General features: G+C 71.8%; 16 protein-coding genes. 9 read left to right on the forward strand and 7 right to left on the reverse strand.

The features are described 5' to 3' along the window. Positions 1-122: 122 nt before the first annotated feature. Positions 123-1,064: a cation diffusion facilitator family transporter gene (locus tag ACIBK6_RS17660; RefSeq protein ID WP_399052148.1), complete on the forward strand. Its 942-nt coding sequence runs from the start codon at positions 123-125 to the stop codon at positions 1,062-1,064. 118 nt (positions 1,065-1,182) lie between these two features. Next, a complete protein-coding gene (gene idi / locus ACIBK6_RS17665) occupies positions 1,183-1,788 on the forward strand; it encodes an isopentenyl-diphosphate Delta-isomerase (RefSeq protein ID WP_399052149.1) in 606 nt (201 codons plus the stop codon). Here idi and ACIBK6_RS17670 read toward each other — a convergent pair. Together ACIBK6_RS17670 and ACIBK6_RS17675 are read right to left on the reverse strand one after the other, a co-directional pair. After that, positions 1,763-2,263 (reverse strand): ATP-binding protein, encoded by a 501-nt coding sequence (locus tag ACIBK6_RS17670; RefSeq protein ID WP_399052150.1) that lies wholly within the window; start codon positions 2,261-2,263, stop codon positions 1,763-1,765. The two genes, idi and ACIBK6_RS17670, sit on opposite strands and share 26 nt — an antisense overlap. 133 nt (positions 2,264-2,396) lie before the next feature. Beyond that, positions 2,397-3,074 carry an HdeD family acid-resistance protein gene (locus ACIBK6_RS17675; protein ID WP_399052151.1) on the reverse strand — a complete coding sequence of 226 codons (678 nt, stop codon included), beginning with the start codon at positions 3,072-3,074 and terminating at the stop codon, positions 2,397-2,399. Positions 3,075-3,185: 111 nt separating this feature from the next. Between ACIBK6_RS17675 and ACIBK6_RS17680 the strand changes: the two genes are divergently transcribed. Continuing rightward, complete coding sequence (locus ACIBK6_RS17680) at positions 3,186-3,953, forward strand: enoyl-CoA hydratase/isomerase family protein (protein ID WP_399052152.1); 768 nt, start codon at positions 3,186-3,188, stop codon at positions 3,951-3,953. On the opposite strand, the gene ACIBK6_RS17685 is transcribed toward ACIBK6_RS17680, so the two are convergent. Both ACIBK6_RS17685 and ACIBK6_RS17690 read right to left on the reverse strand, forming a co-directional pair. Continuing rightward, positions 3,925-4,563, reverse strand: coding sequence for a DJ-1/PfpI family protein (locus tag ACIBK6_RS17685; protein WP_399052153.1), 639 nt, complete (start codon positions 4,561-4,563; stop codon positions 3,925-3,927). The genes ACIBK6_RS17680 and ACIBK6_RS17685 overlap by 29 nt on opposite strands. A 96-nt stretch (positions 4,564-4,659) precedes the next feature. Further along, a complete protein-coding gene (locus ACIBK6_RS17690; RefSeq protein ID WP_399052154.1) occupies positions 4,660-5,622 on the reverse strand; it encodes a GlxA family transcriptional regulator in 963 nt (320 codons plus the stop codon). Positions 5,623-5,753: 131 nt separating this feature from the next. Here ACIBK6_RS17690 and ACIBK6_RS17695 point away from each other — a divergent pair, with 131 nt between their 5' ends. Further along, the gene (locus ACIBK6_RS17695; protein WP_399052155.1) at positions 5,754-6,617 is read left to right on the forward strand and encodes a hypothetical protein; all 864 of its coding nucleotides are present in this window, start codon (positions 5,754-5,756) and stop codon (positions 6,615-6,617) included. A gap of 66 nt (positions 6,618-6,683) precedes the next feature. After that, entirely contained in the window at positions 6,684-9,131 is a 2,448-nt protein-coding gene (locus ACIBK6_RS17700) for a Tex family protein (protein ID WP_399052156.1), read from the forward strand. Positions 9,132-9,268: 137 nt separating this feature from the next. Here the strand turns inward: ACIBK6_RS17700 and ACIBK6_RS17705 are convergent, their stop codons facing one another. Further along, positions 9,269-10,906, reverse strand: a complete 1,638-nt coding sequence (locus ACIBK6_RS17705) for an ABC-F family ATP-binding cassette domain-containing protein (RefSeq protein ID WP_399052157.1) — start codon at positions 10,904-10,906, stop codon at positions 9,269-9,271. 3 nt (positions 10,907-10,909) lie between these two features. Between ACIBK6_RS17705 and ACIBK6_RS17710 the strand changes: the two genes are divergently transcribed. Continuing rightward, the gene (locus ACIBK6_RS17710) at positions 10,910-11,392 is read left to right on the forward strand and encodes a thioesterase domain-containing protein (protein WP_399052158.1); all 483 of its coding nucleotides are present in this window, start codon (positions 10,910-10,912) and stop codon (positions 11,390-11,392) included. Beyond that, a complete protein-coding gene (locus ACIBK6_RS17715; RefSeq protein WP_399052159.1) occupies positions 11,389-12,330 on the forward strand; it encodes an FAD-dependent oxidoreductase in 942 nt (313 codons plus the stop codon). Before ACIBK6_RS17710 ends, ACIBK6_RS17715 begins: the two co-directional genes overlap by 4 nt. 1 nt (position 12,331) lies before the next feature. Here ACIBK6_RS17715 and ACIBK6_RS17720 read toward each other — a convergent pair whose 3' ends face one another. After that, a complete protein-coding gene (locus tag ACIBK6_RS17720) occupies positions 12,332-13,609 on the reverse strand; it encodes a M14 family metallocarboxypeptidase (protein ID WP_399052160.1) in 1,278 nt (425 codons plus the stop codon). Continuing rightward, positions 13,606-15,609, reverse strand: a complete 2,004-nt coding sequence (locus ACIBK6_RS17725; RefSeq protein ID WP_399052161.1) for a Xaa-Pro dipeptidyl-peptidase — start codon at positions 15,607-15,609, stop codon at positions 13,606-13,608. The genes ACIBK6_RS17720 and ACIBK6_RS17725 overlap by 4 nt, the downstream gene beginning before the upstream one ends. A 201-nt stretch (positions 15,610-15,810) precedes the next feature. Between ACIBK6_RS17725 and ACIBK6_RS17730 the strand changes: the two genes are divergently transcribed. Then, positions 15,811-17,343 carry a M1 family metallopeptidase gene (locus ACIBK6_RS17730; RefSeq protein WP_399052162.1) on the forward strand — a complete coding sequence of 511 codons (1,533 nt, stop codon included), beginning with the start codon at positions 15,811-15,813 and terminating at the stop codon, positions 17,341-17,343. 150 nt (positions 17,344-17,493) lie between these two features. Continuing rightward, positions 17,494-18,519, forward strand: a complete 1,026-nt coding sequence (locus ACIBK6_RS17735) for a LacI family DNA-binding transcriptional regulator (protein ID WP_399052163.1) — start codon at positions 17,494-17,496, stop codon at positions 18,517-18,519. The last annotated feature ends 19 nt before the right edge of the window (positions 18,520-18,538 follow it).

Here is an 18,538-nt window from a genome sequence, read left to right on the forward strand (position 1 = left end):
GCAGGTCAGAGCACATGACAACGGTGTTCAGTCTCGTGTTGCAGATACCCCCCACCCGTAGTTCACTGACCCCTCGTACACAGATGTCACCATCGAACGGGACCGGATCCAGGAGGGCTCTCATGGGGGCTGGGCACGACCACGGACACACGCACGGAGGGCCGCCGCCGACCGGCACCGCCGCCGCCGCATACCGGGGGCGGCTGCGGATCGCGCTCGGCATCACACTGACCGTGATGGTCGTGGAGATCGTCGGCGGTCTGCTCGCCGACTCGCTCGCGCTCGTCGCGGACGCCGCGCACATGGCGACCGACGGCCTCGGGCTCGCAATGGCGCTGCTCGCCATCCACTTCGCCAACCGGCCGGCCGGCGGCAACCGCACCTACGGCTACGCCCGCGCCGAGATACTCGCCGCGCTCGCCAACTGCCTGCTGCTGCTCGGGGTGGGCGGCTACGTCCTGTTCGAGGCGGTCTCCCGGTTCGTGGAGCCCGCCGACACCGCAGGCGGCACGGCCGTCGTCTTCGGTCTGATCGGGCTGGTCGCCAACTCGGTGTCGCTGTCCCTCCTCATGAAGGGGCAGCAGGACAGCCTGAATGTGCGCGGCGCGTTCCTGGAGGTGCTCTCCGACGCGCTCGGCTCGGCGGCCGTCGTGCTGGCCGGTCTGGTCATCATGGCCACCGGGTGGCAGGCGGCCGACCCGATCGCCTCGCTGGTGATCGGCCTCATGATCGTGCCCCGTACCGTCAAGCTGCTGCGCGAGACCCTCAACGTGCTCCTTGAATCGGCTCCCAAGGGGGTCGACATGGGCGAGGTGCGGGCGCACATCGTGGAGCTGCCCGGTGTCGAGGACGTACACGATCTGCACGCGTGGACGATCACGTCCGGGATGCCGGTGCTCTCCGCGCACGTGGTGGTCAGCCAGGAGGTCCTCGACACGGTGGGGCACGAGAAGCTGCTGCACGAGTTGCAGGGGTGCCTGGGTGATCACTTCGACGTCGAGCACTGCACCTTCCAGCTGGAGCCCGGCGGCCATGCCGAGCACGAGGCGAAGCTCTGCCACTGACCCTCCGCGGTTCCCGGCGCCCTTCGCGGGGCAGGGACATGCGGGTGCCCGTGGAAGTGCGGACACGCCGCTTTTGTACGGCAGACTGGGCAGCCGAGGACCGAAGCGAAGGATGGTTATGCCGAGCACACCAGCCACCACGGCGAACAACTCGTCGAACGGGACCACGGGCGCAGCCGCGGAAGAGATCATGCTCGAACTGGTCGACGAGAGCGGCAACACCATCGGAACGGCGGAGAAGCTCGCCGCCCACCAGGCGCCCGGTCAGCTGCACCGGGCGTTCTCCGTCTTCCTCTTCGATCCGGCGGGCCGGCTGCTGCTCCAGCGACGGGCGCTCGGCAAGTACCACTCCCCCGGTGTCTGGTCCAACACCTGCTGCGGCCACCCCTACCCCGGCGAGTCCCCGTTCGCCGCGGCCGCCCGGCGTACGTATGAGGAGCTGGGCATTTCGCCGACGCTGCTCGCCGAGGCGGGCACGGTCCGCTACAACCACCCGGACCCGGACTCGGGGCTGGTGGAGCAGGAGTACAACCACCTCTTCGTGGGCCTCGTGCAGTCGCCGCTGCGGCCGGACCCCGAGGAGGTCGGCGAGACGGCGTTCGTGACGCCCGAGGAGCTCGCCGAGCGGCACGCCCGCGCCACGTTCTCGGCGTGGTTCATGACGGTGCTCGACGCGGCCCGGCCCGCGGTCAAGGAGCTCACGGGGCCCGACGCGGGCTGGTGATCCCCGGCAGCGGGGCCAGCGGGAGTGCGGCCCAGACGATCTTTCCGCCGTTCGCGGTCTGCTCGACGTCGCACACCCCGCCCGCCTCCTCGGTGATCTCCCGCACCAGGAGCAGTCCCCTGCCGCCGGTCTGGGCGTAGTCGGCCTCAAGGGCCTTGGGGCGGTAGGGGTGGTTGTCCTCGACGGCGACCCGGATCCACTCGGCGCCGATCGCCACCTCGACGGCGACCTGGGGAGAGAGCAGTGCCGCGTGTCTGACCGCGTTGGTGACCAGCTCGGAGACGATGAGGAGCAGTCCCTGGACGAGCTCGTCGTGGGCCGGTACGCCCTGGCGGGCCAGCAGGTCGCGCACCGCGTGCCGGGCCTGCGGGACGGAGGCTTCGACGGCGGGGGCGGTGAACCGCCACACCCCCTCGTACGGACGCGCACCGGCCAGCGCGGCGGGGTCGGGCGGGAGGCTCCCGCGGATCTCCATGTTCCGGCACCCACCCTCGCGGCTCGGCTGCACCCGTCTACTGAAGAGTGTCGGCAGTGTGCTGGTCCGGGCCAGCACACTGAACAGAAGTCAGCACCTATCGCCGCTATTTGCTCCCCGATGCCAGAGAAAGTCACTTCTCCATGGGGTTCTGATCCTCGTCTGAGGGCTTTGCCATGCCTTGCGGGGGTGTCGGAGACATCGGAGGTGTGTGTTCCGCGGCCTCCGCGGGGGTCGTCGCCTCATTCACCAGCGTGACGATTCTGCGTCCGCCCACTCCGATGGCGATCAGCCCGAGGCCGTCGAAGAGCAGGGCCAGCGAGAAGAAGGTGCCGATGACGTAGCGGCTGTTGCTCGGCCAGCTGCCGAGCACCAGCACGCCGAGCAGCACCCCGAACGCGCCCTGCACCAGCGTCCAGCCGAACTGCGGCCCGCGCACCACCACGCTGCCCACCAGGCGGAACACTCCGCCGGTCAGGAACAGCAGGGCGGCGAACATGGTGAGCGCCTCCGCGCTGCCCTCGGGCCGGCGGATCACCACCACGCCCGCGGCGAGGTTCAGCGCGGCGACGACGACGCCGAGCCAGAAGAAGCTGGAGCCGCGCGACTGGATCGCGTGCGCCAGACCGACGACGCCGCCGACGAGCAGCAGCCAGCCGAAGAGCAGCATGGTGGTGAGGGTCGCGAATCCCGTATAGGCGAGGCCCACGAGACCGGCCACGACCAGGATCACACCGAGCAGGGCGAGCCGTCCGAAGCTGCGGCGCAGTTTCCTGCCGTCACGCCCGACGTGCTGAGTGCGTTCGGCCATCGGCGTCTCCTCACAGATCCGCGTGCGGCCCCCCTCGGGGGTTGTCCGGTGGTCGCGGTCGGACACCCCCTGACGATCATAGGTTCCGGGTCCCCGGATAGCATCCGGCGCATGCAGCCGCAGCTGGAGCAGAGCCTTGACCAGGGCGTCGCCACCGTCGTCATCAGCAATCCCGCCAAGCGCAACGCGATGACGTCCGCGATGTGGCGGGCGCTGCCGCCGCTCCTCGCGGGCCTGGCTGCCGACCCGGACGTACGGGCGCTGGTACTGACCGGGGCCGGGGACACGTTCTGCGCCGGGGCGGACATCTCCGCGCTGCGGGAGCCCGGCGAGGACCCCAAGTCCCTCGCGGTACGGGCCGAGGAGGCGCTGGCGGCCTTCCCGAAGCCGACGCTGGCCGCGGTGCGCGGCTACTGCGTGGGCGGCGGCAGCCAGCTCGCGGCGGCGTGCGATCTGCGGTTCGCGGAGGAGGGCGCCTCGTTCGGGATCACTCCCGCGAAGCTCGGCATCGTCTACCCGGCGTCCGCCACCCGGCGGTTGGCCGCCCTGGTCGGGCCCGCCGCCGCCAAGTACCTGTTGTTCTCGGGCGAGTTGATGGACACCGGCCGGGCGCTGCGGACCGGGTTCGTGGACGAGGTGCTGCCCGAGGGCGAACTGGCCAAGCGGGTGGCCGAGTTCACCCGCGTACTGACGTCGCGTTCGCAGCTCACCCAGGCGGCGGCGAAGGAGTTCGCGGACGGCAGGACCGACCGGGAGGCCCACTGGGCGGAGCAGGCGCGCGGCAGCGGCGACGCCGCGGAGGGGGTCGCCGCCTTCCTGGAGCGCCGGGCTCCGCGCTTCACCTGGCGGGTCAGTCCCGAGGGAAGCCCTCCGTCCTGAACTTCTCCACGAGCTCGGCGGGCGCCTTGTCGGGCGAGCCCGCGTCGTAGGGCGGCTGCGGATCGTACTCGATGAGCAGCTGCACGGCCTGCGCGTACCGGTCCCCGACGATCCGGCCGAGCAGGGTGAGCCCCATGTCGATGCCGGAGGAGACACCGGCCGCGGTCACGTACTTGTGGTCGGCCACGACCCGCTCGCCGGTCGGTGTCGCGCCGAACGTCGCCAGGTGGTCGAGGGCGAGCCAGTGCGAGATGGCCCGGCGCCCCTTCAGGAGCCCGGCCGCGGCGAGCAGCAGCGAGCCCGTGCACACCGAGGTGGTCCACGTCGACGTGACGTCCACGGCGCGCAGCCAGTCGATGACCGGCCCGCCCTCCAGGTGCGCTTCGACCGCTTCGGGCGGGCCGCCCGGCACGATCACGATGTCGGGCCGGACCACCTCGGCCAGGGACTTCTCGGCGACGAGCGTGAGGCTCCCGCTGTCGTTGCGTACGGGCCCGGCCTGCTCGGCGACGAACACCGTCTCGGCACCGGGCAGCCGGCTGAGGGTGTCGTAGGGGCCCACCGCGTCGAGCGCGGTGAAACGGTCGTACAGCAGAATCGCGATCTGCATGGGCTGCCTTTCGACGGGGCTACGTGGAGGTGCCGGGGGCTGGGCGGAGGTGGCGAGGCCGGGCGGAGGTGACGGGGCCGCGCAGAAGTGACGGGGCTACGCGGAGGTGGGGCGGAAGCGGCGGCGGTATTCGGCGGGGGCCGTGCCGAGCTGCTTGACGAAGGCGCGCCGCATCGCCTCGGGGGTGCCGTAACCGGCCGCGCGGGAGACCTCGCGCACGCCGTCCGGGGTCTCCTCCAGGAGGCGCCGGGCGTGTTCCAGGCGGACGCGCTCCACATAGCGGCCGGGGGTCGTGCCGGTCTCGGCGTTGAAGGCGCGGGCGAAGTGGCGCGGTGAGAGCCTGGCCCGCCCGGCCAGCGCCTCGACGGACAGATCGCCGTCGGGGTGCTCGGTGATCCACTGCTGGAGCTCGCGCAGCGGCTCACGCCTGGCCGTCTGCGCGGCGAGCTGCGCGCTGAACTGGGCCTGATTGCCGGGGCGGCGCAGGAACACGACCAGACGGCGGGCGACGGCCAGGGCCGCTTCCCGGCCGTGGTCCTCCTCCACGAGGGCGAGCGCGAGGTCGATCCCCGCCGTGACCCCGGCCGAGGTGGCGATGGTGCCGTCCCGCACGAAGATCGGGTCCGGGTCGACGCGCACCGCCGGGTAGCGGCGGGCCATCTGGTCGCACAACGCCCAGTGCGTGGTGGCCCGGCGCCCGTCGAGCAGCCCGGTCTCGGCGAGCAGCAGCGCCCCGGTGCACACCGAGACGAGGCTTGTGGCACGCGGGCCGTGCACCCGTAGCCAGTCGATCAGCCGGGGGTCGGGGTGGCGGGTGCCCTCGCCGCCGGGGACGAGCAGGATGTCCGTCGGGTCGGCGTCCGCGAGCGCGGAGTCGGCCATGAGGCGCAGCCCGCAGTGCGAGGAGACCGGGGCGCCGTCGAGCGAGGCGAAGCGCAGCCGGTAGGCGGTGGGGTCGCCGATGACCTGCCCCGCCCCGGCGAACACCTCGGCGGGGCCGGTCACATCGAGACTCTGGACGCCGTCGAACAGGACGACCAGCACCGAGCGCTTCGTCATGCCCTCCATCCTTGGCCTCCGCCGCGCTGGCCGCAATGACGAGAATCCCACCTATCCTGCCATCGGAATCGGGGAGCTTCGGTCCGCCCCACCCCTTCACGGCGTACCGACCAGTCGGTAACGTGCCGGGTATGAGTACTCTCCCGCCGCGCGCCGGACGCCGCTGCCACAGCCCCCTCAACTCCCTGCACGCCACGGTCTACTTCTCGCCGGACGTCACCAAGGAGCTCGCCGGGATCGGCATCGAGGACCGCACCGCCGCCTACTTCGCGGGGCGCGCGGCCGCGATGGGCGCCGTGGGTCCCGGTGTCGTGGCGGCCACGTTCTACAACTTCCGCCCCGACGTGATCGCCCGGCACCTGCCCATGGTGTGGCGGACCGCCTCCCCCGAGGCCGTCCTGGCCGCGCGGCTGCGGGGCGTCGACAGCACGCTGCGCCGACTGCTCGGCGAGGAGGCGCTGGCCTCGGACGAGATGGCCGAGGCGGCGCGTCTCGCACTGCGCGCCACCGAGGGCTGCACCCGGCACGCCCGCCCGCTGTACGCCGCGCACGCCGATCTGCCCGTGCCGGAGCAGCCGCACCTCGCGTTCTGGCACGCGACGACCCTGCTGCGCGAGCACCGGGGCGACGGTCACCTCGCCGTCCTGCTCGACCTGGGCCTCGACCCGCTGGAGGCCCTCGTCAGCCACACCGCGACCGGCAACGGCATGGCGCCCCGCTGGATCCTCGTCACCCGCGGCTGGGAGCAGTCGGACTGGGACGCGGCCGCCGGGCGGCTGCGTGAGCGCGGACTGCTCGATGCCGAGGGCCAGTTGACGGAGGCCGGGGTGGCGCTGCGCGCCGAGCTGGAGGACCGCACCGACCGCCTCGACCTCGCCCCGTACGAACTCCTCGGCGAGCAGGGCGTGGCCCGGCTCACCGAGCTCGCCAAGGGCTACCTGGTGACGGCGGCCCTGGCGGGCGGCTTCCCGGCGGACCTCATCGGCAAGGGCTGATCGTCGATTGTCGGTGCCTCCTGCCACAATGGCGCCTCAGGCTCAGCGAGAAGGCGGTACGGCAACGTGACGACGTCCATCGAAGGCAGGATCGCCGAGGAACTCGGCGTACGGGAGCGGCAGGTGAAGGCCGCCGTCGAGCTGCTCGACGGCGGGTCCACCGTCCCGTTCATCGCGCGCTACCGCAAGGAAGCGACCGAGATGCTCGACGACGCGCAGCTGCGCACGCTGGAGGAGCGGCTGCGCTACCTGCGGGAGCTGGAAGAGCGGCGCACCGCGGTCCTGGAGTCCGTACGAGAGCAGGGCAAGCTCACCGAGGAGCTGGAGGCGCGGATCCGGGCCGCCGACACCAAGGCCCGCCTGGAGGACATCTACCTGCCGTTCAAGCCGAAGCGGCGCACCAAGGCGCAGATCGCGCGCGAGGCGGGCCTGGAACCGCTCGCCGACGGCCTGCTCGGCGACCCGTCGGTGGAGCCGCTCGCCGCGGCGGCCGCGTTCGTGGACGCCGACAAGGGCGTCGCCGATCCGGCGGCCGCCCTGGAGGGTGCCCGCGCCATTCTCGCCGAGCGGTTCTCGGAGGACGCCGACCTGATCGGCGAGGTGCGCGAGCGCATGTGGACCAAGGGCCGCCTCGCGGCGAAGGTACGCGAGGGCAAGGAGGAGGCGGGCGCCAAGTTCGCCGACTACTTCGACTTCACCGAGCCGTTCACCGCGCTGCCCTCGCACCGGGTGCTCGCGATGCTGCGGGGCGAGAAGGAGGAGGTCCTCGACCTCGTCCTGGAGCCCGAGGAGCCTTCGGCGGAGCCGGGCCCCTCGACGTACGAGAACATGGTGGCGCGCCGCTTCGGTGTTGCCGATCGGGGCCGTCCCGGTGACAAGTGGCTCGCGGACACGGTGCGTTGGGCCTGGCGCACCCGCATTCTGGTGCATCTCGGCATCGACCTGCGACTGCGGCTGCGTACGGCCGCCGAGGACGAGGCGGTGCGGGTCTTCGCGTCCAACCTGCGGGACCTGCTGCTGGCCGCCCCGGCCGGCACGCGCGCCACGCTCGGCCTCGACCCCGGTTTCCGTACCGGAGTGAAGGTGGCCGTGATCGACGCGACGGGCAAGGCCGTGGCGACGGACGTGATCTATCCGCACGTCCCGGCGAACAAGTGGGACGAGTCGCTGGCCAAGCTGGCCCGGCTCGCCCAGGAGCACGCGGTCGAGCTGATCGCCATCGGCAACGGCACGGCGTCCCGCGAGACGGACAAGCTCGCCGGTGAACTCATCGCGAAACACCCGGAGTTGAACCTCGCCAAGGTGATGGTGTCGGAGGCGGGCGCTTCGGTGTACTCGGCTTCGGCGTTCGCCTCCCAGGAGTTCCCGGACATGGACGTGTCGCTGCGCGGCGCGGTATCCATCGCCCGGCGCCTGCAGGACCCGCTCGCCGAGCTGGTGAAGATCGACCCGAAGTCCATCGGCGTCGGCCAGTACCAGCACGACCTGTCCGAGGTGAAGCTGTCGCGCTCGCTCGACGCGGTGGTCGAGGACTGTGTGAACGGCGTGGGTGTCGACGTCAACACCGCGTCCGCGCCGCTGCTTTCGCGGGTCTCGGGCATCGGTTCCGGCCTCGCCGAGAACATCGTGGCGCACCGCGACGCCAACGGCCCCTTCCGCTCGCGCCGGGCCCTCAAGGACGTGGCGCGACTCGGCCCGAAGGCGTACGAGCAGTGCGCGGGCTTCCTGCGGATCCGCGACGGCGAGGACCCGCTGGACGCGTCGAGCGTGCACCCCGAGGCGTATCCGGTGGTGCGGCGGATGGTGAAGACCGTCGGCAGCGAGGTCGCCTCCCTCATCGGCAACACCGGGGTGCTGCGCTCGCTGCGGCCGGACGACTTCGTGGACGAGACCTTCGGTCTGCCCACGGTGACGGACATCCTGCGCGAGCTGGAGAAGCCGGGCCGCGATCCGCGTCCGGCGTTCAAGACCGCCGTCTTCAAGGAGGGCGTCGAGAAGATCGGTGACCTGGCGTCCGGGATGGTGCTGGAGGGTGTCGTCACGAATGTGGCGGCGTTCGGCGCGTTCATCGACATCGGTGTGCACCAGGACGGGCTCGCGCATGTCTCGGCGCTGTCGAAGACGTTCGTGAAGGACCCGCGCGACGTGGTCAAGCCGGGCGACATCGTCAAGGTGAAGGTCCTCGACGTCGATGTACCGCGCAAGCGGATCTCGCTGACGCTGCGGCTGGACGACGATGCTGCGGCGCCGGGCGGCGCGCCCAAGCGGGAACGCGGCGAGCGGGGCGGCCAGGGTCAGGGCCAGGGCGGCCGGCCTCCGCAGCAGCGCCAGGGACAGGGGCAGGGGCAGAGTCAAGGGCAGCAGCGCCGTGGAAACGGCGGCGGCGAGGCCCGTGGCGGCAGCCGGCAGGGCGGCCAGGGCCGTGCCCCGGCGCCGGCTCCCGCCAACAGCGCGATGGCGGACGCCCTGCGGAAGGCGGGCCTGCTCGACCCGAAGGGCCGCGGCGGACGCTGAGCACGAGCCTGCGCCGAGGGGCAGGCGCCGCGTCAACTGGCGTGCGCCTGCCCCTCGTTGGCACAAGCGCGGGCGGTGTCAGCCCCAGGGCGACCGGGCCCGCTGTGACCGCACAGCACGAGCAGGTCCTGGCCGGGTCAGTACGCGGTCACCTTTCCGTCCGCCACTTCCAGGCGGCGCGTCGTGTGGACCGCGTCGAGCATGCGCCGGTCGTGGGTGACCAGGAGCAGGGTGCCCTGGTACGAGTCGAGGGCGGACTCCAGCTGCTCGATCGCGGGGAGGTCCAGGTGGTTGGTCGGCTCGTCGAGGACCAGGAGGTTGACTCCCCGGCCCTGGAGCAGGGCGAGCGCGGCGCGGGTGCGCTCGCCCGGGGACAGCGAGGCCGCGGTGCGCAGCACGTGGTGCGCCTTGAGGCCGAACTTGGCGAGCAGGGTGCGGACCTCCGCCGGTTCCGTATCGGGGACCGCGGCGCAGAACGCGTCGAGCAGAGTCTCCGTACCCAGGAACAGGCCGCGCGCCTGGTCGACCTCGCCGACGACCACGCCCGAGCCGAGCGAGGCGTGGCCCGCGTCCAGCGGGAGCCGGCCGAGGAGGGCGGCGAGCAGGGTCGACTTGCCGGAGCCGTTGGCGCCGGTGATCGCGACCCGGTCGGCCCAGTCGATCTGGAGCGAGACGGGCCCGAAGGTGAAGCCGTCGCGGTGCACCTCGGCGTCGCGCAGCGTCGCGACGACGGCGCCCGAGCGGGGTGCGGTCGCGATCTCCATCCGCAGCTCCCACTCCTTGCGGGGCTCCTCCACGACGTCGAGGCGCTCGATCATGCGCTGCGTCTGGCGGGCCTTGGAGGCCTGCTTCTCGCTGGCTTCGCTGCGGAACTTCTTTCCGAGCTTGTCGCTGTCGGTGGCCTTGCGCCGGGCGTTCTTGACTCCCTTGTCCATCCAGGAGCGCTGCATCTGGGCGCGGCCTTCGAGGGCGGAGCGCTTGTCGGCGTACTCCTCGTAGTCCTCGCGCGCGTGGCGGCGCGCGGTGTCGCGCTCTTCCAGGTAGGCCTCGTAGCCGCCGCCGTACAGGTTGATCTGCTGCTGCGCGAGATCGAGTTCGAGCACCTTGGTGACGGTGCGGGCGAGGAACTCGCGGTCGTGGCTGACGACGACCGTGCCGGCCCGCAGCCCCTTCACGAACGCTTCGAGCCGCTCCAGACCGTCCAGGTCGAGGTCGTTGGTCGGCTCGTCGAGCAGGAACACGTCATACCGGGAAAGGAGCAGCGAGGCGAGGCCCGCGCGGGCGGCCTGGCCGCCGGAGAGCGCGGTCATGGGCTGGTCGAGGCCGGTGGTCAGGCCGAGCGACGCGGCGACCTCCTCGGCCCGCTCGTCCAGGTCGGCGCCGCCGAGCGCGAGCCAGCGCTCCAGGCTGTCGGCGTACGCGTCGTCGGCGCCGGGGGCCCCGTCGACCAGGGCCTGGGTGGCGGCGTCCATGGTTTCCTGGGCGGCGGCGACCCCGGTGCGGCGGGCCAGGAACGCGCGGATCGTCTCGCCGGGCCGCCGGTCGGGCTCCTGCGGGAGGTGGCCGACGGTCGCGCCGGGCGGGGAGAGCCGCAGCTCGCCCTGTTCGGGGGTGTCGAGCCCGGCGAGCAGGCGGAGCAGGGAGGACTTGCCCGCGCCGTTGGGGCCGACGAGGCCGATGACGTCGCCGGGGGCGACCACCAGGTCGAGCCCGGCGAAGAGGGTGCGGTCGCCGTGGCCGGCGGCGAGGTCCTTGGCGACGAGGGTTGCAGTCATGAGGTGACCGATCCTAAGCGGTCGCCAGCCACACACCGAGCCCCCTCGAACCCGGCACCGCCAGCCACCCACCGAACCCCGCCGGACCAGGCAACGCCAGCCACCCACCGCACCCCGCCGAACCAGGCGCCGCCGACCCCACCGCACCCCGCCCCAGCCACACACCAAGCCCCGCCAAACCCGGCACCGCCGACCCCACCGCACCCCGCCGAACCAGGCAACGCCAGCCACCCACCCGCGCCCCGGCTCGCGGCACCGCTCCGGAAGGTCGCGGCGTTCCTCGCCGATGTGCCGCTCAGCCGGGCGCCGTACGCCTTCTTCGGGCACAGCCCGGGGGCCCCGGTCTCGTACGGGATCCGCGCCCTGCGGGACGCCGGCCGACAGCAGCCCGACCGGCTGATCGTCTCCGGTTTCCCTGCGCCGCACCACCGCCAAGTGCGGGCGTCGGACCCGACCGAAACGCTGGGAAGCGTGGGCCGGTCATGAGCGGCGAAGTGATCGTGGTGGGCGGCGGGGTCATCGGGCTGACGACGGCGATCGTCCTGGCCGAATCGGGGCACCGGGTGACGGTGTGGCGCGCGGAGCCGGCGCGGGGTACGACGTCCGCGACGGCCGGGGCGCTGTGGTGGCCGTACCGCATCGATCCCGAAATCCGCGTCGGCGCCTGGGCGTTGACCTCGCTCCGAGTGTACGAGGAGCTGGCCCACAAGTCGGAGGAGACCGGGGTGCGGCTGGTCGAGGGGCTGCACGCCGGGACCTGGCTGGACGGTCTCGGGCCGTGGGCGGCCCAGGTGGCCGGGCTGCGCGCCTGCCCGCAGGGCCTGCGGGCCAGGCTCCCGCTGATCGACATGCCGGTCCATCTGCGGTGGCTGGAGCGGCGGCTGGCGGCCGCGGGAGGGACGGTCGAGACGCGGGAGGCCGAGCGTCTTCCGGATGCACCGGTCGTGGTCAACTGCACGGGGCTCGGCGCCCGCGATCTGGTACCGGATCCCGAAGTACGGCCTGTGCGGGGCCAGTTGGTGGTGGTCGAGAATCCGGGGATCCGGGACTGGTACACCTCGGTGGAGCACGGCGGCCCGGAGACGACCTACTTCTTTCCCCAGCCGTACGGGCTGCTCCTGGGCGGCACCGCCGAGGAGGACGACTGGAACCTGGCGCCCGATCCGGTGACGGCCGAGCGGATCATCGCGCGCTGTGCGCTGGTACGCCCCGAGATCGCCGGAGCACGCGTGGTCGCCCACCGCGTCGGCCTGCGCCCGGCGCGGGACTCGGGGGTGCGCGTCGAGCGTCAACACACCCCGGACGGCGGGGTGTTGGTGCACAACTACGGGCACGGCGGCGCCGGGGTGACGGTGGCTTGGGGCTGCGCCGAGGAGGCGGCGGCGCTCGCCACCTCCTCCCCCGCGCCGCGTTCCTCCGGCTGACTCAGCAGCGCTCGACGGGCTCGGCCGCGATCAGGTCGTACTGGGCCCGTGCGTCGAGCAGCAGCGGCACCAGGGCGCGCAGCGACTGGCGCAGCGGCACGAAGGCTCCCCCGTCGGCGGTCCGCTTCAACTGGACGCCGTGCAGGGCGAGTTGCTCCTTGACCTGTTCGTACTGGGCGGGGCTCAGACGGTAGCCGCACGGCGGGTCGCGGAGGATGTCCGCCGGGGCCGGGGGCGCGTTGTCCGCACCATTGAGGTAGACCGGCCCTTGGTCGCGGTACCCGGCGACACGGGCCGCTCGCGTGGCCGCCTCAAGGGACCCCCGACGGTCCGTCACGAACGTGAACAGCCCGTTGAGTCCGGCCAGTTGGGAATCCACCCGACGCCGGTTGTTGACCGCAGGATCGGCCTTCTCCGCCTCGGTCATCGCATCCGCGCGGCTCTCGATGAGCAGGGCCACGGCGTGTTTGATGCCCGCGGTGTTGCGCAGGATCCGTTCCTGGCCGTCGCCCGTGACCTGCTTGACGGGGGCGCCGGTGGCCGGGTCGGTCCAGATGCCGTAGGTGCCGGTCCGGTAGCCCGCATCCCGGGCGGCCTCGCGGACGTAGTCACCGGACAGGTTCCGGGCCTCCTGACGCACCCACGGAGAGGTGTTGAGGTTGCGCGGCCACAGGTCGAAGAGGTCCTTGTCGTAGTACTCGGGGGTGGCCCGGTACTCGTGCAAGTCGTAGACGACATCGGGGTGTTGGTCACGCAGGACCGTGGCCGTGGCCCGCGCCTCCGCGGTCTTCAGGGCCATGTGGTCGCGGTTGATGTCGGCGCCTTCGGAGTTCTCCCGGGTGTCGGCGGCCCGGCCGTCGGGGTTGGCGGTCGGGATGACCAGGACGGCGGTGCGCTCCAGGAAGCGCAGCGTCGTCCCGTCCCGGGTCAGCGCGAGATCGCGGATCGTGGTGAGACACGCTTCGCGCCCTGACGGTTCGTCACCGTGCTGGCTGCACACAAGCAGCACGGTGTCCGTGGTGTGTCCGCCGCCGATGCGCACCTCTTGCAGCGGACGGCCCTGCCGGGTGGTGCCGATCCGGCGCACCGAGGTCCGTTCGCTGAGCCGGTCGACCGCGGCGAGGAACGTCTGCTCCTCCGGCTGGCTGGTCCAGTGTGCCCCGTCGCTGTTCTCGAAGCCGGTCCGGGGCACGGTGGAGGTCGCCGCGGCGGGCGCGGTCGCCAGGGGGACGGCGAGCGCGGCCGCCGTCACCCCCAGCAGCACCAGACGTGCTTTCACCGGCGGAGATCCCCCGGCAGCCGCTGCGTCATGCGCGGGACCGGAACGCCCTTGGGTGTCAGGGAGCTCCCGGCACCGAGCTGCGGATGCGTACCGGAAGTGGCCCGGGCGAACGCCCAGGGGCCGCCCACGAACGGCACCTTCGCCGCCGTGCGCGCCAGGTCCACCGTGAGGGTCGGCGTGCTCGTCGGCGGATTGATGAGGCCGTTGTCGGTGCCCGCGACGATCAGCGCGAGCCGGTGTCCGGCCGGTACGACGTGGTCGGTGGCGGCCAGGTCGAGCGTGATCGTGTACGGCTTGCCGGGCGTCAGCGGGACGCCCTTGGTGGCGGAGGCGTAGTGGCCGAGGTCGGCCCAGCCGCGGCTGAAGACGGTGTAGCCGACGTCCTTCTTGTCGGCGGAGGTCGTCAGGAAGCAGGAGCTGTCACCGGCCGTGCTCTCGCCCCAGCAGGTGCGGTCGGTGCCGGTGAGGATGCCTTCGCCCGCCCCGGCGTAGTTGCGGATCGTGTCGGGCCCGAGGTCCACGAGGACCGCCGAGAGGTGGGCGCTGCTGGTCGTCGGGGTCGCGGTGACGGTCACCTTGGACGAGCCGGACACCCGCAGGTCCTTGGTGAGCGGCTGGGTGGTGAAACCCGCCTTGTCGGGCGTCGACTTGTCGATCTGGGCCGCCCAACTCGTCTCGTCCTGAGCCGGGTTGTCGGTGAACGCCGAGGTGGTTCCGGCGGGCGCGGGGCTCAGCGCGAGCCCGCCGACGCCGGGAGCCGGTCCGCTCACCGGGTTCACCACGGTCGTCGCGGTGCCCGCCGGCGGCCACACGCGGTCGGTGCTCCACTGGTCGGGGTGGCGCTCGATGTCGGCCATGGGCCGGCGTTCGACGCCGTTGTCGTAGCCGAGCAGATAGTGGTCGAACCACTGGTGGAGGGTGGCCACCCAGTCGCCGCGCCGGTAGTCGAACGGGTCGACGTGGCTGGTCTGCGACAGCCAGATCTTCCGCTCGACGCCGTGCGCGGCGAGCGCGTCCCACCACTGGCCGAAGTTCTTCGTACGGACGTTGAGATCCTGCATGCCGTGCACAACGAAGACACTGGCCCGCACGTTGCCGGCCTGGCGGACGTAGTCGCGTTCGGTCCAGAGATTCGTCCAGTCGCCGGTGCGTGGGGAACCCGCCACGAGTTTCTGCTGCACCGCGGCGCAGTGCGCCTGCGCGTCCGGGCTCTCGACGTAGCCGGCGAGGTCGGCGGGGCCCCCGTCGTACAGCGGGGCGCCCTTGGCGAAGTAGTAGTCGTACCAGGACGAGATGGCGCTGATCGGCACGATCGTCTTGAGGCCCGCGACGCCGGTGGCGGCCACCCCGTTGGCTATGGTGCCGTCCCAGCTCTTGCCGATCATGCCGGTGCGGCCGTTGGTCCACCCGGCGGTGGCGCGCTCGCTGCCCGTCCGCGTGGTGTAGGCGCGGGCGCGGCCGTTCAGCCAGTCGATCACGGCCTTGGCGGACTGGACGTCGGAGCGGCCGCCCACGTCCACACAGCCGTCCGAGCGGTTGGTTCCGGCCAGGTCCACGCCGACGAAGGCGTAGCCGCGCGGCACGAAGTAGTTGTCGTAAAACAGCGGCATCTGCACGACGTCGCCGTTCGCGTCGTACGTCTTGAGCTGGCTCTCGTTGCCGCGTCCGCAGCACGAGTAGTAGGGGCTGGCATCCATGATGACCGGTATCTTGCGGCCCTGCTGCGCGGGCTCGCGCGGCCGGACGATGTCGACCGCGACCCGGTCGCTCTTCCCGTCCCCGTCACCGTCCAGACCGGTGTCGACCCAGACGGCCTCGCGGATGGCGTTCTCGTACGAGTAGACCGGCTGGCTCTCCCGGACATGGGCGGCCTGGGCGCCCGCCGGGGTGACCAGCACCGCGGCCAGGGCGGCCACGGCCGCGAAGACGAAGGATCTGAGGGGCCGCAACCTGTTGGATCGTGTCCTGAGGCGGATGCCCCGTGTGCGTATCAGCATGGGCGGAAGGTACTCCGGTCAACTCCCGTGCAAAAGGGGGCAGTCGAAGAACTAAAGCGACCGAAGCCGCACAAGTCAACATGTCGGCCGAATGGCGATCGTGTGACAGCAGGGGCCATGGACATGACCGGAGCGGCCGGGGCTGAATAGGGTCCGAAGAGATCGTTCACCCCACGACGACCCCGACGACTTGGAGCTTTTGTGTACCGCAGAATCATCGCCCCGAGCGTGCTCGCCGCCTCGCTGCTGCTGGTGATCCCGGCATCGGCCGCGGACTTCACTCCGGGCGCCCCGGGCATCGGCGACCCCTATTACCCGGCCAGCGGCAACGGCGGCTACAACGTCTCGCACTACGACCTGAGGCTCAAGTACCAGCCCGCGACGGACCTGTTGGAGGGCACGGCGACACTGCTCGCCACCACCCAGCAGGACCTCTCCCGCTTCAACCTGGACTTCGGGCTGGCCGTCAGCGAAGTGCGGGTGAACGGCGCCAAGGCGACCTTCGCCAAGTCCGGCAGCCACGAGCTGGAGATCACTCCGGCCGCCCCGCTGCCGAAGGGCCGGTCCATCACCGTGGTGGTGAAGTACGCGGGCAAGCCCTCCGAGCTGAAGATCGACGGCTGGACGGCCTGGCAGCGCACCCCGGACGGCGGCGTCGCGGCCCAGGAGCCGGACTCCGCCGTGTGGTGGTTCCCGTCCAACGACCACCCGCTGGACAAGGCCACGTACGACGTGTCGGTGAAGGTTCCGGACGGCACCCAGGCCATCAGCAACGGCGTGCTCCAGGGCCAGAGTTCGAAGCTCGGCTGGACGACGTACAACTGGCGCTCCAACAAACCGCAGGCGTCCTACCTCGCCACGCTCGCCGTCGGCAAGTTCGACATCACCACCGACAAGACCGCGAGCGGACTGCCGGTCCTCAACGCGTACAGCAAGGATCTCGGCGACAACGACGGGGCGGCGCGCGCCAGCGTCGAGCGCACCAAGGACGTCGCCGAGTGGCTTGAGAGCGTCTTCGGCAAGTACCCCTTCAACGCGCTCGGCGGGTACGTCCCGAACGTGCCGAGCCACTTCGCCCTGGAGACGCAGACCCGCCCGTTCTACAGCCCCGCGCAGTTCGCCAAGGGCGCCAACGTCTCGGTGGTCGTGCACGAGCTCGCGCACCAGTGGTACGGCGACAGCGTCTCGGTCAAGGGCTGGAAGGACATCTGGGACAACGAGGGCTTCGCGTCCTACGCCCAGTGGCTCTGGTCGGAGAAGGAGGGCGAGGGCACCGCGCAGGAACTGGCGGACTGGGTGTACGCGCAGCACCCGGCCGACGACCCGTTCTGGAAGGTGAAGCCGGGCGACCCGGGCCCGGACAACCAGTTCGACGCCGCCGTCTACGACCGGGGCGCGCTCGCCATCCAGGCGCTGCGCAACACGGTCGGCGACACGTCCTTCTTCAAGATCCTCAAGGGCTGGCCGGCCGAGCACGCCTACGGCAACGCGGCGGTGGGCGACTTCGTGACGTACGCCGAGAAGGTCTCGGGCAAGCCGCTCGCGGGGCTCTTCGACACCTGGCTCTTCCAGCCAGCCAGGCCGTCCAACTCGGCTGCGGCGAAGGCCAGGTTCGTGGCCCGAGCGGGCATCAGCGGGGCGCAGCCGGGCAAGGCGGCCGACCCGGTGAAGCCCGTCGAGCCGAAGTCGTGGAAGCAGATCTCCGATACGCATTCGGTGCACGCGGGGCACTGAGGAGAGCAGCGGGGGGCGAGCGAGGAGAGCAGGCGGCTCTTCCGCGGCAGGCGGAGCTCTTCCGCAGCGGGCGGAGCTCTTCCGCTCGCCTCCCCTGCGTGTCCGGCACCCGATACGCTGGCCCGGATCCGCCGATGAGGAGAACTCGCCTTGGCCGAGCAGCACTTCGGGACGCGCCCCACCCTCGAAGCCGTCGCCGCGCGTGCCGGTGTCTCCCGGGCCACCGCGTCCCGGGTCGTCAACGGAGGTACGGGGGTGCGTCCGCCCCTGGTCGACAAGGTGCGCCAGGCGGTCGAGGAGCTGGGCTACATCCCCAATCCGGCGGCCCGTTCGCTCGTCACCCGCCGCACCGGCGCGGTCGCCGTGATCGTCGCCGAGCCGGAGACCAGGTTCTTCGCCGACCCCTTCTTCTCCCAGCAGATCCGCGGCATCAGCAGGGAACTCACCGCGCGCGACACCCAGTTGGTGCTCCTCCTGGTGGAGGGCCCCGATGACTACGGGCGGGTGTCGCGCTATCTGACGGGTGGCCATGTCGACGGAGCGCTCGCCTTCTCGCTGCACGACGAGGATCCGCTGCCGGCGATCATCCGCGGCTCCGGGATGCTGACGGTCTACGGCGGTCGGCCCGGCTGGCCCACGAATGTCCCCTACGTCGATGCCGACAACCGGGGCGGGGCGCGCGAGGCCGTACGCCATCTGCTCTCGATCGGCCGCCGGCGCATCGCGCACATCGCGGGCCCGCTCGATCAGACGGCTTCGACGGACCGCCTCGACGGGTACCGGGACGTACTCCCGGAAGCGGATCCGACGCTGGTGGCGGAGGGGGCGTTCACGGCGGAGAGCGGGGCCCGGGCGATGGCCGAACTGCTCGCGCGCCGCCCGGACTTGGACGCCGTGTTCGCCGCCAACGACCTGATGGCCTCGGGTGCGCTGCGGGTACTGCGGGAGCGCGGCAGGCGAGTGCCTGAGGATGTCGCGCTGGTGGGCTTCGACGACATGCCCTCGGTGGCGGAGGCGACCGATCCGCCGCTGACGACCGTACGCCAGGAGATCGAGGAGATGGGCCGGCTGATGGCGCGCCTGCTGCTGCGCGGACTCGACCAGGGCGGCGCCGGGGCGGCCCCGCCCGCCTCGGTGATCACCTCGACGGCGTTGGTCCGCCGCGCTTCGGCGTGAGGTCAGCGGCCTGGGGCCT

It is taken from the genome of Streptomyces sp. NPDC050485, assembly GCF_044458185.1.
Classification (GTDB): domain Bacteria; phylum Actinomycetota; class Actinomycetes; order Streptomycetales; family Streptomycetaceae; genus Streptomyces.

Excerpts from the sequence above, each read along its gene's own strand:
- ACIBK6_RS17660 (WP_399052148.1), top strand. The coding sequence starts at position 123 with ATGGGGGCTGGGCACGACCACGGACACACGCACGGAGGGCCGCCGCCG.
- idi (WP_399052149.1), top strand. The coding sequence starts at position 1,183 with ATGCCGAGCACACCAGCCACCACGGCGAACAACTCGTCGAACGGGACC.
- ACIBK6_RS17670 (WP_399052150.1), bottom strand. The coding sequence starts at position 2,263 with ATGGAGATCCGCGGGAGCCTCCCGCCCGACCCCGCCGCGCTGGCCGGT.
- ACIBK6_RS17675 (WP_399052151.1), bottom strand. The coding sequence starts at position 3,074 with ATGGCCGAACGCACTCAGCACGTCGGGCGTGACGGCAGGAAACTGCGC.
- ACIBK6_RS17680 (WP_399052152.1), top strand. The coding sequence starts at position 3,186 with ATGCAGCCGCAGCTGGAGCAGAGCCTTGACCAGGGCGTCGCCACCGTC.
- ACIBK6_RS17685 (WP_399052153.1), bottom strand. The coding sequence starts at position 4,563 with ATGCAGATCGCGATTCTGCTGTACGACCGTTTCACCGCGCTCGACGCG.
- ACIBK6_RS17690 (WP_399052154.1), bottom strand. The coding sequence starts at position 5,622 with ATGACGAAGCGCTCGGTGCTGGTCGTCCTGTTCGACGGCGTCCAGAGT.
- ACIBK6_RS17695 (WP_399052155.1), top strand. The coding sequence starts at position 5,754 with ATGAGTACTCTCCCGCCGCGCGCCGGACGCCGCTGCCACAGCCCCCTC.
- ACIBK6_RS17705 (WP_399052157.1), bottom strand. The coding sequence starts at position 10,906 with ATGACTGCAACCCTCGTCGCCAAGGACCTCGCCGCCGGCCACGGCGAC.
- ACIBK6_RS17715 (WP_399052159.1), top strand. The coding sequence starts at position 11,389 with ATGAGCGGCGAAGTGATCGTGGTGGGCGGCGGGGTCATCGGGCTGACG.
- ACIBK6_RS17725 (WP_399052161.1), bottom strand. The coding sequence starts at position 15,609 with ATGCTGATACGCACACGGGGCATCCGCCTCAGGACACGATCCAACAGG.